13 protein-coding genes are annotated in these 13246 nt (G+C 73.6%); 5 read left to right on the top strand and 8 right to left on the bottom strand.

Annotation, left to right across the window (positions count from 1 at the left end):
* Positions 1 to 60: 60 nt before the first annotated feature.
* The 7 genes from ACIQ9P_RS25295 to ACIQ9P_RS25265 all read right to left on the bottom strand — a co-directional run bounded on the left by ACIQ9P_RS25295 (position 61) and on the right by ACIQ9P_RS25265 (position 4762).
* Complete coding sequence (locus tag ACIQ9P_RS25295) at positions 61 to 948, bottom strand: hypothetical protein (RefSeq protein WP_402360294.1); 888 nt, start codon at positions 946 to 948, stop codon at positions 61 to 63.
* Positions 949 to 1007: 59 nt separating this feature from the next.
* Positions 1008 to 1493: a glycine-rich domain-containing protein gene (locus tag ACIQ9P_RS25290; protein ID WP_402360291.1), complete on the bottom strand. Its 486-nt coding sequence runs from the start codon at positions 1491 to 1493 to the stop codon at positions 1008 to 1010.
* 112 nt (positions 1494 to 1605) lie between these two features.
* The gene (locus ACIQ9P_RS25285; RefSeq protein ID WP_402360288.1) at positions 1606 to 2454 is read right to left on the bottom strand and encodes a DUF5753 domain-containing protein; all 849 of its coding nucleotides are present in this window, start codon (positions 2452 to 2454) and stop codon (positions 1606 to 1608) included.
* Positions 2455 to 2474: 20 nt separating this feature from the next.
* The gene (locus ACIQ9P_RS25280; protein ID WP_402360286.1) at positions 2475 to 3005 is read right to left on the bottom strand and encodes a DUF6879 family protein; all 531 of its coding nucleotides are present in this window, start codon (positions 3003 to 3005) and stop codon (positions 2475 to 2477) included.
* Positions 2980 to 3240: a hypothetical protein gene (locus ACIQ9P_RS25275; protein WP_402360283.1), complete on the bottom strand. Its 261-nt coding sequence runs from the start codon at positions 3238 to 3240 to the stop codon at positions 2980 to 2982. The genes ACIQ9P_RS25280 and ACIQ9P_RS25275 overlap by 26 nt, the downstream gene beginning before the upstream one ends.
* A gap of 33 nt (positions 3241 to 3273) precedes the next feature.
* Positions 3274 to 4152, bottom strand: coding sequence for a hypothetical protein (locus ACIQ9P_RS25270; RefSeq protein WP_402360280.1), 879 nt, complete (start codon positions 4150 to 4152; stop codon positions 3274 to 3276).
* Between the two features lie 172 nt (positions 4153 to 4324).
* A complete protein-coding gene (locus ACIQ9P_RS25265; protein WP_402360277.1) occupies positions 4325 to 4762 on the bottom strand; it encodes an ATP-binding protein in 438 nt (145 codons plus the stop codon).
* 270 nt (positions 4763 to 5032) lie between these two features.
* Between ACIQ9P_RS25265 and ACIQ9P_RS25260 the strand changes: the two genes are divergently transcribed.
* The 3 genes from ACIQ9P_RS25260 (at position 5033) to ACIQ9P_RS25250 (ending at position 6391) form a co-directional block, all read left to right on the top strand.
* Entirely contained in the window at positions 5033 to 5848 is an 816-nt protein-coding gene (locus ACIQ9P_RS25260; RefSeq protein WP_402360274.1) for a helix-turn-helix domain-containing protein, read from the top strand.
* A 17-nt stretch (positions 5849 to 5865) separates the two neighbouring features.
* Complete coding sequence (locus tag ACIQ9P_RS25255) at positions 5866 to 6081, top strand: DUF397 domain-containing protein (RefSeq protein ID WP_402360272.1); 216 nt, start codon at positions 5866 to 5868, stop codon at positions 6079 to 6081.
* A gap of 100 nt (positions 6082 to 6181) precedes the next feature.
* Positions 6182 to 6391 carry a DUF397 domain-containing protein gene (locus ACIQ9P_RS25250; protein WP_402360269.1) on the top strand — a complete coding sequence of 70 codons (210 nt, stop codon included), beginning with the start codon at positions 6182 to 6184 and terminating at the stop codon, positions 6389 to 6391.
* A gap of 69 nt (positions 6392 to 6460) precedes the next feature.
* Here the strand turns inward: ACIQ9P_RS25250 and ACIQ9P_RS25245 are convergent, their stop codons facing one another.
* Positions 6461 to 9280 (bottom strand): FtsK/SpoIIIE domain-containing protein, encoded by a 2820-nt coding sequence (locus ACIQ9P_RS25245; RefSeq protein WP_402360265.1) that lies wholly within the window; start codon positions 9278 to 9280, stop codon positions 6461 to 6463.
* A 426-nt stretch (positions 9281 to 9706) separates the two neighbouring features.
* Between ACIQ9P_RS25245 and ACIQ9P_RS25240 the strand changes: the two genes are divergently transcribed.
* Complete coding sequence (locus tag ACIQ9P_RS25240; protein WP_402360263.1) at positions 9707 to 11674, top strand: serine/threonine-protein kinase; 1968 nt, start codon at positions 9707 to 9709, stop codon at positions 11672 to 11674.
* Between the two features lie 227 nt (positions 11675 to 11901).
* The gene (locus tag ACIQ9P_RS25235; protein WP_402360260.1) at positions 11902 to 13161 is read left to right on the top strand and encodes a serine/threonine-protein kinase; all 1260 of its coding nucleotides are present in this window, start codon (positions 11902 to 11904) and stop codon (positions 13159 to 13161) included.
* Positions 13162 to 13246 lie beyond the last annotated feature (85 nt).

Below are 13246 nucleotides of genomic sequence, written 5' to 3'. Positions count from 1 at the left end.
CAGAAGCCGTGGGGCCCGGTGCAAGCGGGCCCCACGGCCGTTCGATTGTGGCCCAGTTCTTCATGGCCGGGTAGTGGCGATCGGGAGCAGACCGGCCACCCACCGCTCGGCCGCCTCCGACAGGGTGACCCACCCGCCCCCGTCACGGACCGCGTACAACCGCCATCGGGCGGCGATCACGGCGGCCAGCGCCGCGACCTCCGAGGGCTCGGCGACGGCGTAGTGCGGCACGGTCATCGCCCACCGCTGCGCCCGCTCGACGGTGTGACCGGCGGCGATCAGCCGGGGGACCAGCGAGGCGGTGTCGACCCAGGCCGCGGCGGGCGCGGGCCACGACCAGTCGACGATCCGGACCCGGGCGCCGGAGACCAGGATGTTCGGCCCGGTCATGTCGGTGTGCGCGAGGGTGTTACCCGCGACCGCCTCCGACGCCCGGCTCTCCAGGGAGACGAGCCCGTCCAGGTGCTCGGACTGCCACCTGGTCAGGCCGTCGGTGTCCGCGATCTCGGACCACAGTGCCGAGCCTTCCCAGCGCTGGGCGAGGCTGAGTGTCCGCAGCGGCGGCGCCGGGGTGAGCCGGTCGGCGAGGCCGGCCAGCGTTCCCGCGATCAGTGGAAGGTCCGACGAGCCGGGCGACAGGTCGGCGTGACGCCCGGGCACGTACTCGAACGTCGTGACCAGCCACCCGTCGGCCTCCGCCTGCCACAGCAGGCCGGCACCGATTCCCCGGACGGCAATCGCCGCCTGTGCCTCCTTGCGGGCCATCCAGAGATCCGGGCTGTCGAGCCGCGCGGCCTTCACGAAGACCCGGTCGGCAGCGGTGTGCACGACGGCTGCGAAGTCGGCGGTCCCGCCCGCGTCCGGCGTCGTCACGGCGGTGACGACGCCGGACTTCTCGGCGATCAGGCTTCGTACTTCGGACGGCAGGTCAGTCCATCGGTGGCGCATGGCGTTCCTTCGGGGCAGGGAGGAGGCCGGGCGGCCGCAGCGCCGCCCGGCCCGGCCGGTCAGTTGGAGTTGTGGCAGCCCTGGTGGCATTGCGCGCAGCCGCCGCTTCCACTGGTGTCGGAGCCATCGCCCCCGCTGCCCTCGGAACAGTCGGCCGACACGGCCCAGAGCTCCGGGTCGACCTGGTACCCGGCAGCCCGGAGCGCGGCCGTCGTGGCGATGAGGTCCGCACCGTTCACCGGGCTGCCGCCGTCGTCCGGACGGTGATGGAGGAACCTGCTGGCGATCCGGTCGCAGAAGGCGGCGTACTCGTGGGTGTGCAGCAGGAAGGCGTGCCAGCCGTGGTCGACCACGTGGGACGGCGAGAGCGCGGCGTCGGAGCTGACGGCGCACGTACCGAGGAACGCGAGGGCCTGGTCCACCACCCGTTCCGCGAGCTGCGGGTCCATGCTCCGATCGCTGGTGACCCGATGCACCAGGCGCTCGAACAGTGCGTCGTCGACCAGGGTTCGTCCGATGATTCGTTCCGTGTGCACGAGGCTCATGCCGAGCTCCTTCGGTGGGTTCGACCTGGCCGGCGCACGGGGTGCGCGGCCGGTTCGACGGTAAGGAGTAATCGGATGGACACTCAACGCGATTGCGGCTGATTGCGGATTCTCAGTCGAGTGCCGCGATCGCCGTGGCGATCAGGGCGCGGGCGGGGGCTCCGTAGACGGCAATCCTGGCCAGTTCCGCGAACGCCCGGTGGTAGTCCGCGAGCTCACGTGGCTGCACGACACTGATCTCGGCTGTCAGTGTCTCGATCGAGGCTTCCTCGTCGTCGAAGAGGTAGAAGGCTTCCAGCGGCCACACGCGACGCGGGGCGGAGAAGGGGATGACACCCAGGGCGACGGACGGGAGCGGCATCACCGAGAGCAGATGCCGGAGCTGCTCGGACATCGTCTCCCGGTCGCTGATCCGGTACCGCAGGACGGCCTCCTCGGCCAGGACCACGAAGCGGTGGTTGCCCTCGTGCAGCAGGCGACCGCGCTTCAACCTGGCCGCCACGGCATCGGCGACATCGTCCGGGGTGCCCTGGAAGGCCGTAATACCGCGCATGAGCGCCGTCGCATAGCCCTCGGTCTGGAGGAAGCCGGGGACGACATTGGAGACGTAGGCACGGCAGAGTGCGGTGCCGGTGTGCTGCGCCAGGGAGTCCTCCTGGACCCGGCGCATGCCGTGGCGGTGCTGCTTGCGCCATTCCAGGTACATCAGTTCCACAGCACGGGATGCCGTGATCAGATCGTCTGCCTGGTCGTCCGACTCGCACGCTCCGCACCAACGCCTGATGTCGTCCTCGGAGGGTGTGGATCTTCCGCTCAGGATGCGGGACGTCTTCGACGGGTGCCACCGGCAGCGTGCCGAGAGCTCCTTGCCGTCGATCCGGGCATCCAGCATCAGTTCGCGCAGGCGTGCCGCGACGGCGGCCCGGGCTGCTCGGGCACTGGACGACGGGGATGCGGGCACGGTAGCGGTCGCTCGAACGGTCAGACGGTGTAGCGGTGGTGCGGGATCGCCCGTTCCCACACCGCTTCGAAGGCGTTTACGCAGAGCTTCACCACGGACGCGTCCTCGGTGTACGAGGTGCGTTCGTTCGCCCAGTCACCGTCACCGGTGAAGTGGTTGAAGCGGGCGCAGCGGCCGTCGAAGGCCCAGAAGTCGTTGCCGGGCAGAGCCAGGTCGGATGCGTCGCGGCGGGGAAGCCAGTGAACCTCCTCCCCGATCGCGATGTTGACCGGGGTCATGGCGTGCAGGTAGCGGGTGTAGAGCGTGACCGGCTCGGAGACGATCCGGGCACGCCGGACGACGACACCTCGGGCTGTCGCCTCGCGCAGCATCGCTGTCCAGTCCTGCCAGTACTCCGAGGCCGGGTCCAGGTCCGACTCGCCCGTCTGCCGGAAGTGCTCGACGGCCTGCGCCTCGTCCGGCACGGCGTAGGTGTCGCGCAGCTCCAGATGGATCGCGGAGTGCTGTGCGGAGCGCAGCAGTTGCTCAAAGGCCGGTGCGTTCAGCCACATTGCACGCCTCCCTCAGGATCGGAATCATTCGGGCCGGGATCCTGATCACGGTCTCACTGGCGGGTATTCCGGCAGCGTGGCCGGGGGCCCACGAGGTTCCCCCGATCGTGGCTACCAGCTCTTCGCCGGCGTTCCAGCCCTGGATCACGATCTCCCCGCGTGCACGGTCCACCCACGCTGTCGGCGAGCCCTCTTTGCCGGTCTCAGGGTCGATACCGATGAAATCCAGCTCCATGGTGTCCTCCCTTAGCGAGCCGGGTGCCCATTGTTACGTTCGTACCCTTGCGGAGGGCAAGAAGCCCGTCAAGGGCGCGCCCTGGCAGGGATGTTCTCTTCGGCGCAGGGCGGCGCGGGCGAGGGCGGCGCCGGTGGCGGCGCATCCTGGGGTGGTGGGGGTGTGGGAGGTGACCGCCGCGCAGGGGCTGCAGGGGCCCGGGCGGGGGACCGGGTCGTGGCAGAGGGGGCACTCGGAGTACGTGGCGGGCGCGGCCCCGGCGCGCGGGGGCGGGAGTTTGCGCCGGAGCCGGTCGCGGAGGAGTGCGACCGGCGAGTGCAGGGGCGTGGGCCGGCCGGGCAGCAGGGCGTGGGCCAGGTCGGTGGCGGTACTGCCGTGTTCGAGCCACCGGCGGACGAGCGGTGCGAGCGCCTGCGCCTCGGCGAGCCCGAGGCGCAGGCGCGGTTCGGGCCGGATGGCGCGGAAGAGTGCGGCCACGGCTTCGCGAGTCTGCTCGTCGGGCAACTCGGCCGGGAGGGTGGGTACTTCTTCCGGGTTCTTTACGGGAGGGGCGTCAGGGCGGCCGGTACCCCGTTCACCGGCGACCGGGTGGGGGACACTCGGTCGTGCCGGTGGTGAGAGCTGCGGGAGGTCGAAGACGTGGGCCTCGGAGCGGATCGTCCCGTTGGAGCACCGGACGCGGACGACCCGGTAGTACCCGGCGTCGGTGAGTTCCTTGAGTGCCCGCCGGACAGTGCCGCGCCCCTGGGGGCTGGTGTCCGCCATGTGCCGGCCGTCCTCGCGCCACCCGTCGGGGCGGGAGAGGAGGTCGGCGAGGAGTCCGCGGGCGGTGTAACTGAGCCGCCGGTCCTGCAACAGGCCGTTGGGAAGCACGGTGAATGAGCGCGCGTGGGCGCTACGATGAATCTGCATCTGGAGTTGCTGCTCCTGGTGCCGGACCCCGGGGTGTTCCAGCACCGCCGGGGTCTTCTATGTTCTGTTGATAGTGCGGAACGTAGCACAATCGCCACGGAGCGTGCGAAGTGTTCGGAGAGAAGGGTGGGGCCGAGGGCGGTGGCCTCGGCCCCACCCTCAGGTATCGGGGTCACGGCGCGGCTCCGATCGGGTAGGGGCCGCACTCGCACCACACGACCTTGCCGGGGCCTTCGGTGCGCGGGGAGTGGCCCCACTTGAGGGCGAGGGCCTCGACGAGGAGTAGGCCGCGACCGCACCCGTCGGTCGCGGTCGGCTGCCGGGGGACGGGCGGGTGCGCGCTCGCGTCGTGGACCTCGATGCGGAGGCGGGTGTCGTCGACGTCGAAGAAGACCCGGATCAGCCGCCCCGGCATCCCCGAGTGCAGCACGGCGTTGCCGACCAGCTCCGAGGTGAGCAACTCGCCCACCTCCAGGAAGTCGTGGCCGCCGGGCACGGTGTCGAGCAGCTCGCGCAGCATCCGCCGCGCGAGCTGCGGCGATCTGCGGGAGCGGGGGAGCCAGGCGTCGCGTGCGGGGGTCGGGCCGGTGGGCCTGTCGGTTCCGGGCATGGGGGAGCCACCTCCGGTGGGTTGGGGGGTGTCCGGGCGAACTGGCAGCCCGGTGGAGGGTGACGGGCACGGGAATGCCCGAGTGATCATCACTCAACGTGGACGAGTCAGCCACTTTGGGTAGCATGCGCCTGGAGGTGGAATCTTCGCAACTGTTCCTCGAAGAACAATTTCCGATCTTGGTAAATGGGTACTCTGAGGCCATTCCACCTGTGGAGTCGGGGAGTTGATCACTTGTCCCAGTTGCGTCCATCAGTTCGACGTCGTCGCGTGGCGAGCTTGCTCATCCGTCATCGGGAAGCGGCCGACAGAACGCCCGATGAGGCGGCGAAGCGGATCGACTGCCATCGTTCGAAGATCAGCCGTATGGAGAATGCCTGGCTGCCGATCTCCAGTAGCGAGTTGCGTGATCTGCTCACGTTCTACGGCGTGGACGACCCGGCGTACGTGGAGGAGGTGGTCGCGCTCAACCGGAAGAGCTCGGAGCGAGGTTGGGCGCAGCAGTTCGACATCTCGCCGCCCTCGTATGTCGACTACATCGACTACGAGGAGAGCGCCAGCCACATCCGCTCGTTCCAGCCGATGATGGTGGCGGGTCTGTTGCAGACGGCGGACTATGCAAGAGCGATCTACCAGGCATCACCTTTCGACATCCCACCGCAGCGGATCGACGAGCTTGTGGCGGTGCGCCTGCAACGGCAGAGGTTTCTGGATCACGCTGAGTCGTCCAGGCTCAGCGTGATCCTGGGGGAGGCCGCACTTCGTGGGCAAGTAGGCGGAGTGGAGGTCATGCGGTCACAGTTGGAACACCTGCGGCAGGTGAGTGACCGCCCGAACATCGAGTTGCAGGTGCTTCCGTTCAGCGCGGGTGCCCACGCGGGAATCATGGGCTCGTTTGTGCTCTTCAGCTTCCCGACTTCGGCCTTCTCCGATGTTGTGTGTCTGGAGCATCGGGCAGGAATGCTCTATCTGGAGACACAGGAGGAGACGTCTGCCTATACGCTCACGTTCGACTCGCTGCGGTCCAGTGCGTTGAGCGTCTCCGAGAGCCTCGACCTGCTGGCCCGGGTCGGAGGAGAGTTGTAGGGCGGTATCAAGCGGAGGTGCTGAAGGTGTCTGTTCCCGATCTCAGTCGCGTGAACTGGAGGAAGAGCACGTTCAGTGGGGAGACCGGGGACTGCGTTGAGGTTGCTGACGGGGTTCCCGGGGTTCTGCCCGTGCGTGACTCGAAGGATCCGTCAGGGCCTTCGTTGGTTTTCTCCGCTGATGCCTGGTTGGCGTTCGTCGCCGGGGTCTGTGCCGGGGAGTTCGATTTCTGAGGCAGACCGGACAGCGGGCCCGCGTCTTCGGACGTGGGCCCGCCTCCACCTCTCCGCCTTCTCACCGTGTCTTGAGCAACTCGATCAAGGAGTTCGGCGCATGATGCAGACCTTCGACCACTCTGTGGCCATGTGGAGGAAGAGTTCGTTCAGCGGGCCGGACAACGAGTGTGTCGAGGTCGCGGACGGAGTTGTCGGCGTGCTGCCCGTGCGTGACTCCAAGGATCCTTCGGGGCCTTCGCTGGTCTTCACCGCTGCCGCCTGGTCGGCGTTCGTCGCCGGCGTGCGGGCGGGGGAGTTCGAGGTCTGAGAGGGATCGGACACAGCGGGCCCGCGTTCCCGGACGTGGGCCCGCTTCCTCTTTCCTCTGCCCTCCGCCTCAGCGGGCCGCCGCGCGCTGGAGGGCGCTGGCGAGGAGGGCGAGGTCGGTGGGGCCGTTGCCCAGCTCGCGGACGGGGCGGCGGGCGGGCGGGGCGCCGAGGGTGAGCGGGTCGATGGCGACGACGGTGGGGCGCAGGGTCGCCGTCCGGGGGATCCGGCCGCTGATGCGGGCCGCCTGGAACGCGGTGACCCCGCCGTCCGGCAGACGCAGGTAGCCGCGGCCCGGGGTCGAGTCCGGCAGGGCCGCAGCGTCGCCGAGGTGGATCAGGAGATCGGAGTCGGCCGGGTCGTCCGTCCGCAGGGCGATCCGCAGCAGGGCGGCGTCGTCGACCTCGGTGCCGGCGGTCTCCTCCGGGCTGCCGGTGGTCACCGCGAGGTGGACCCCGAGCTGGCCCCCTCGCCTGGCGACGGCGGCCAGCGCCCGGGCGAGCGGCCGACCCGCCGGGGACGTCGGCGCGAGCAGGGCGTCGTAGTCGTCGACGACGACGACCAGCCGGGGCGGGCAGGGCCCGGCGGCGGCCGCAGGAGCCACCGCGGCCTCGGGGCTGCGCGGCTGGATGATCCGCGCGGCGGTCGCGGTGCCGGTCACCGTCGGCGCGCCCACGGTGGCGGGGACCGGGACGGCCTCCCCGTCGAGGATGCGGGCCGCGTGCCAGGAGGCGAAGTCCAGGCCGTCGAACAGCCGCTCCCGCAGCGCGAGCTCGTCCTCCAGCGCCTCGGCGGCGAGCAGCGCGGCGCGCGGGTCGCTGCCCGCGTTCACCAGGCCGGTGACGTGCGGGAGTTCGGTGCAGCCGGCCAGCCCGTCCTCGGTGGCCCGGCCCTCGACGATGCTGACGGCGAGGCGTTCGGGCCGCTCGGAGACGGCGAGCGAGGCGATCAGGGTGCGCAGCAGCTCGGTCTTGCCGGAGCCGCGCGCGCCGCCGATCAGCAGGTGCGGCCCGCCCGGGTCGGGGGAGGGGAGGGTGAGTTCGGGGTCCGCGAGGTCGAGCACGCACAGCTCGTCGCGGGTGGTGCCGAGCAGGGCGGTGGCGGCGCCGAGGCCGCCCGCGTGGGCGTCCCAGCGGGCGGAGAGCTTGGCCGGGGTGACGGTGTCCAGCTGGAGCAGGTCGAGCAGCCGCAGCGCGTCCGGCAGCGGCCCCCGGTTGGCCGGGGTGGCCTCCCGCAGCGGGGCGAGGACCCGGGCGAGGCGCTCGGCCCAGGCGTCGGAGACGGCGTCGAGCGAGATCTCGTGCAGGGTCTCGCGGCCGCGGGCGATCGGGCCGGGGCGGTCGAGCGACAGCTGGGTGCCGACCTCGCCGGTGATCAGCGCGGTGGCGCCGAGGCCGCGGGGGAGCAGCTCCGGCTGCTCGGCGAGGCAGACGGGGAAGATGCCGACCGCCGGCCCCTGGCGCAGCAGCAGGTCGAGGGCCTGCCGGGCGGCCTCCGTGGCGGGGCGGCCGTCGACCACGACCACGGTGGCGGGGTGGCCGCCGAGGCCGATCGGGCCGCTGAGCCGGGTGGTGAGCTCGGTGAGGCGGGCGGTGGCCTGTTCGTCGTCGAGGCCGAGCAGCAGTCGGCAGTCCTGGCCCTCGGCGGGGCGCAGGTGGGGCAGCCACAGCGCCCAGGCCCAGGTGTCGACGCGGTCCTGCGGGGTGCGCGCCGGGTCGGCGTCGACGACCACCAGGCTGAGCCCGGTCGGCGGGTGCAGGGCGGCGAGCTGGGCGACGACGGCGCGGGTCAGCGCGTCCAGCCGCTCGCGCGGGCCGCTGAGGCCGAGGCTGCCGGCGGTCTGCAGGTCGAGGGTGACCGGGACGGCGGGCAGCACGGTGCCGGGCGAGGTGCCGGGGCCGCCGGGCCGGTCGGCGGTGCCGAGCCGGAGGGTGAGCGCGTCGGGGTGCCCGGGGCCGCGCTCCCAGAGCCGGGGGCCGCGGCCGAGCGCGTTGAGCAGCAGGGTGGCGAGGTCGGGCCAGCGCTCGCGCTGGGCGGCGGCCTGCCGGGTGCGGACGGCCGCGTGGTGGCGCTCGGCGCTCTCCTCGGGCGGTTCGGCGGCGGCGCGGCCGAGCCGGAGCGAGAGCAGGCCGCGGCCGCGGCCGGTGGGCGGTTCGGGCGCACTGGGCGGCTCGGTGAGCGCCGGGGCGGGCCGGACCGGCGCGGGGGCGGCGAGCTGGAGGTGGCCGTGGCCGTCGGGGAGGGCGGCGCGGGCCGGCGCCCCGGAGCCGTCCTGGGTGTCGGGGACGGTCACCCGCAGGGTGGTCTCGCCGAGCCGCAGCAGGCCGGTGCCGTCGAGCGGGACGGCTTCCTCGGGTGCTCCGGGCGGGACGATCCGCCCGTCCACGGTGGTGCCGTTGGTGGAGCCCAGGTCGCGGACGGTGACGGTGCCGTCCTCGGCGAGGTGCAGGGCGAGGTGCAGCCGCGAGACGTCGGGGTCGTCGACCGGGACGTCGGCCTCGCCGGAGCGGCCGACCCGGATCTCCCGGCCGTGCAGCCGGTGCACGCCGCCGGCGTCGGGGCCGCCGACGACACGGAGTTCGGCGGCGGCGGGAGTGTCGTCCGGGTCGTCGGCGGTCGGGTCCGGCTCGTTGAGGGAGAGGACGGCGCCGTCGAGCAGCGGGGGGTGGCCGAGGAGGGTGTGCTCGTCCACCCGGCGCGCCCCGGCGTAGAGGTGCACGTGGGTGGCGGCCCGCGGTCCGCGCACGCCGACGGCGCCCGCGAGGGCCCCGGCGAGGGAGCCGAGCGCGGTGCCCACGGGTGCGGTGACCAGCACGTCCACGTAGGGGATGGCGGAGCCGGCGACTGCCGGGCCGCTGCGCGGTCGGAGGACGGTCAGCCGGATCTGCATCTCGCCCGCGGTCCCTTCTGCTGGTGTGACGCCGTTGTGCCGCTGCCCGGGCCGCCGCGTGGGAGCGGGGGTGCCCGCGACACCGGTTGGGCCACAAGAGTGGCGAGTGTCATCCTGCCATCCGTCACGGACAGTCCGCGCACGGTACCGGATTTGACGATCTTGCGATCATCGCCATGTTCGTGGGCGACGGAGAGTCAGGTCAACCGGTGCCCGGGGAGGCAGGCCCGGCGGCCCCGGTGGAACCGCCGGTGGGCCCTGCGGGTCTTCCCGTAGGGGATGTCCCCCAACCCGGGCGAACGCCCTGCCGGTCGCCTCAAAAACGTGAACGGGCCCCGTTAGAGTGGCCGGAAACACGGGCCCGGCAGGCTCACCGCACCGGCGGAGGAGCCGCCCGCGCGGGCGGCACGGCGAGGAGTGCGACAAGTGCGGCCAGTCGGGAGCAAGTATCTGCTGGAGGAGACCCTCGGACGAGGGGCCACCGGCACCGTCTGGCGCGCCCGGGTCCGCGCCGACGTCGAGGTCCCCGGCACCGCGCCCGGGCAGCTCGTGGCGATCAAGATCCTGCGCGAGGAGCTCGCCGCCGACCCCGATGTCGTGATGCGGTTCCTGCGGGAGCGCTCGGTGCTGCTGCGGCTCACCCACCCGAACATCGTCAAGGTCCGCGACCTGGTCGTCGAGGGCGAGCTGCTGGCCCTGGTGATGGACCTCGTGGACGGCCCCGACCTGTCCCGCTACCTGCGCCAGAACGGTCCGTTCAGCCCGATCGCGGGCGCCCTGCTGATGGCCCAGGTCGCCGACGCGCTGGCCGCCAGCCACGCCGACGGCATCGTCCACCGCGACCTCAAGCCGGCCAACGTCCTGCTCGCCACCGCCGTGGTCGAGGGCACCGAGCAGATGCACCCGATGCTGACGGACTTCGGCATCGCCCGGCTCGCCGACTCCCCGGGCATCACCCGCAGCCACGAGTTCGTCGGCACCCCCGCCTATGTGGCGCCGGAGTCCGCCGACGGCCGCCCGCAGACCTCCGCGGTGGACGTCTACGGCGCCGGGATCATGCTGTACGAGCTGGTCACCGGCCGCCAGCCGTTCCAGGGCGACAATCCGCTGGCGATCCTCCAGGCGCACCTCGCGCAGGAGCCGCAGCGGCCGTCCACCATGCCCGAGCCGCTCTGGACGGTGATCGAGCGCTGCCTGCGCAAGGACCCGGCGCAGCGGCCCGGCGCGGTCTCGCTCTCCCGCGCGCTGCGGGTGGTCGCGGCCGGGGTGGGCGTGCACGCCTCCCCGGCGGCGGTGGACGCGGCGCTGGCCGTGGGCGCGCTGCTCGCGCCCGATCCGCAGCCGACCGCCGTACGCGGCGGGGCGGACGGCACGGGCCAGGGCCCGCTCGGCGGTCCGGGCGCGGGGGGCGCGTTCGGCGCCGAGGACCGCACCCAGGTGCTCCCGGCCGGCCAGGCCGCTCCCGGCCAGCCGGGCCAGCAGCCGGGCCAGGGGTACGACCCGGCGGCGGCGACCCGGGTGATGGGCACCCAGCCGCCCTCGTACGACCCCGCGGCCGCGACCCGGATGATGCCGCCCGTCGCGGTGCCGCCGCCCCCGCTCGGCCCGCCGCAGGCCGACGCGCCGCACCCGTGGCAGACCCAGCTGCGCGCCGCCCGGGACCGCAACCAGCAGACCGAGATCGGCTACTTCGAGCCCGAGGACTTCGAGGCCCCGCCGGTCGCGCCGCCGCCCTTCCAGGCCGGCCAGGGCCAGCAGGGTTACCAGCAGCAGGGCCACCAGGGCTACCAGCCGCCGCAGGCGTACCAGCAGGGCCAGCAGCAGGGCTATCAGCAGCAGGGTTATCCGCAGCAGGGCCGGCCGCCCCAGGGCGGCGGCCCCGGCCAGGCCCCGCCCGGCTACGCCCAGCGCCCGCCGGTCGCCCCGCCGCCGTACCGGGGCGGGCCGGGCGGCCAGCCGCCCGGTGGCGGGCGCGCGCAGCCCCCCGGCGGCTACAACCAGCAGCAGGGCCGGCCGTACGAGCAGCAGCAGCCGCCGCAGCCCGCGCCGTCCCAGCCGGCCCCGCGCCGGGCGGCCGCCGCCCCCGCCGCTCCGCCGCGCCGGGCCGAGCCGCCCGCGCCGCAGCACCGCGAGCCCCCGCAGCGCCGCGCCGAGCCGCCGCGCGAGGCGCCCCGGGAGGCGCCGCGCCGCGAGCCGCGCCAGCGCAGCCGCAACCGGATGTACATCCCGGGCCTGGGCTGCTTCAAGGGCTGCCTGATGGTGCTGCTGGTGCTGGCGGTGGCCGCGGTGGCGCTGTGGAACTTCACCCCGCTCCCCGAGTACTGGGCCAACGTGCAGGACTGGTTCACCAGCGCGAAGGACTGGCTGGGCGACGTCTTCGCCTCGAAGAAATGACGGCCGCGCGGTGACCGTGGGGCGGCGGCTGGGCCCGGCGGCCGCTCCGGTCGGTGGAATTGACGTTTTGTCGACAGTTCCCGGGAATTCTTGCCGTTTCCCGCCCGCCGAGCGGCCCCGAGCGGCCCGCGGAGGGCGTCCGGGCGCGTAGGTTGGTCGCTGTTGTCCCGCCCCACCGAGCGCACCGGACCCTCCCCGGGGGCGCTCCCGCCGCCCACGGAGCAGCATTGGCACGCAAGATCGGCAGCCGCTACACCGTCCACCAGGTGATCGGCCGGGGCTCGGCCGGGACGGTCTGGCTCGGCGAGGGCCCGGACGGTCCGGTCGCGGTCAAGCTGCTGCGCGAGGACCTGGCCGCCGACCAGGTGCTGGTCGGGCGCTTCGTCCAGGAACGCGCCGCGCTGACCAGCCTCGACCACCCCCGGGTGGTCGGCGTGCGCGACATGGTGGTGGACGGCAGCGACCTCGCCCTGGTGATGGAACTCGTCCAGGGCACCGATCTCCGCTCCCGGCTGGAGCGCGACGGCGCGCTGCCCCCGCAGGCCGCCGCCTCGATCATCGCGGACGTCGCGGACGGCCTCGCCGCCGCCCACGCGGCGGGCATCGTGCACCGTGACGTCAAGCCGGAGAACGTCCTGCTCGACCTGGCCGCCGCCCCCGGTCCCGGTGGCGCCCCGCGGGCCAAGCTGACCGACTTCGGGGTGGCCCGGCTGGTCGACGCCCCCCGCCGCACCCGGGCGACCAGGATCATCGGCACCCCCGACTACCTCGCCCCCGAGATCATCGAGGGCCTGGAGCCGCGCGCCGCCGTCGACATCTACGCCCTCGCCACCGTGCTCTACGAGCTGCTGGCCGGCTTCACGCCGTTCGGCGGCGGCCACACCGGGGCGGTGCTGCGCCGGCACGTCACCGAGCAGGTCCCGCCGATTCCCGGCCTGCCCGACGGCCTGTGGCGGATCATCGCCGAGTGCCTGGCCAAGGCCCCGGCCTCACGGCTGCGCGCCGCCGAGCTGGCGGCCCGGCTGCGCGAACAGCTGCCCGCCCTGGCCGGACTGCCGGTGCTGGCCGTCCCCCAGCAGGGCCGGGCGCCGGCCGAGGAGCAGCTGACCCCGGGCGAGGCCGTGTACGCGGAGGTGGACGCCGCCCCCGGCACCCACAAGCGCCGCCGCGGCCCCGCCGTCCCGCTGGTGCCGGGCGCCGCCCCGGACTCCACCCGGGACACCCACACCAGCCTGCGCCGCCCCTCCGCGCACGAGCTGGCCTCGTACGCCGCCGAGTCGCGGGCCCAGCGGACCGCCCCGGGCACGGCCCACCGCCGCGACCGGCAGGCGCTGCTGCGCCGCCGCCGGATGCTGGCCGTGCTGCTGGCCACCGTCCTGCTGCTGGCCGGGGCCGCGGCGGCCTGGACCGCCTTCGCCGCGACCGCCCCGGAGGCCGGTCCCGGCCCGCGCCCGGCCACCTCCGCGACGGCTCCGCGGGCCCCCTGACCGCGCCCTCCGGAGCCCCGGGCGGCCGCCCCGAAGGTGTGCTCCGGGCCCCGCGGGCCCCCGGGGTCGTCATGTGCACCCCGGG

Source organism: Kitasatospora sp. NPDC094019 (assembly GCF_044764505.1).
Classification (GTDB): Bacteria; Actinomycetota; Actinomycetes; order Streptomycetales; family Streptomycetaceae; genus Kitasatospora.
The sequence above is the reverse complement of the archived record's forward strand: the minus strand, read 5'-3'. Positions and strand labels throughout refer to the sequence as shown.

Excerpts from the sequence above, each read along its gene's own strand:
- ACIQ9P_RS25295 (WP_402360294.1), bottom strand. The coding sequence starts at position 948 with ATGCGCCACCGATGGACTGACCTGCCGTCCGAAGTACGAAGCCTGATC.
- ACIQ9P_RS25290 (WP_402360291.1), bottom strand. The coding sequence starts at position 1,493 with ATGAGCCTCGTGCACACGGAACGAATCATCGGACGAACCCTGGTCGAC.
- ACIQ9P_RS25280 (WP_402360286.1), bottom strand. The coding sequence starts at position 3,005 with ATGTGGCTGAACGCACCGGCCTTTGAGCAACTGCTGCGCTCCGCACAG.
- ACIQ9P_RS25275 (WP_402360283.1), bottom strand. The coding sequence starts at position 3,240 with ATGGAGCTGGATTTCATCGGTATCGACCCTGAGACCGGCAAAGAGGGC.
- ACIQ9P_RS25270 (WP_402360280.1), bottom strand. The coding sequence starts at position 4,152 with ATGCAGATTCATCGTAGCGCCCACGCGCGCTCATTCACCGTGCTTCCC.
- ACIQ9P_RS25265 (WP_402360277.1), bottom strand. The coding sequence starts at position 4,762 with ATGCCCGGAACCGACAGGCCCACCGGCCCGACCCCCGCACGCGACGCC.
- ACIQ9P_RS25250 (WP_402360269.1), top strand. The coding sequence starts at position 6,182 with ATGATGCAGACCTTCGACCACTCTGTGGCCATGTGGAGGAAGAGTTCG.
- ACIQ9P_RS25245 (WP_402360265.1), bottom strand. The coding sequence starts at position 9,280 with ATGCAGATCCGGCTGACCGTCCTCCGACCGCGCAGCGGCCCGGCAGTC.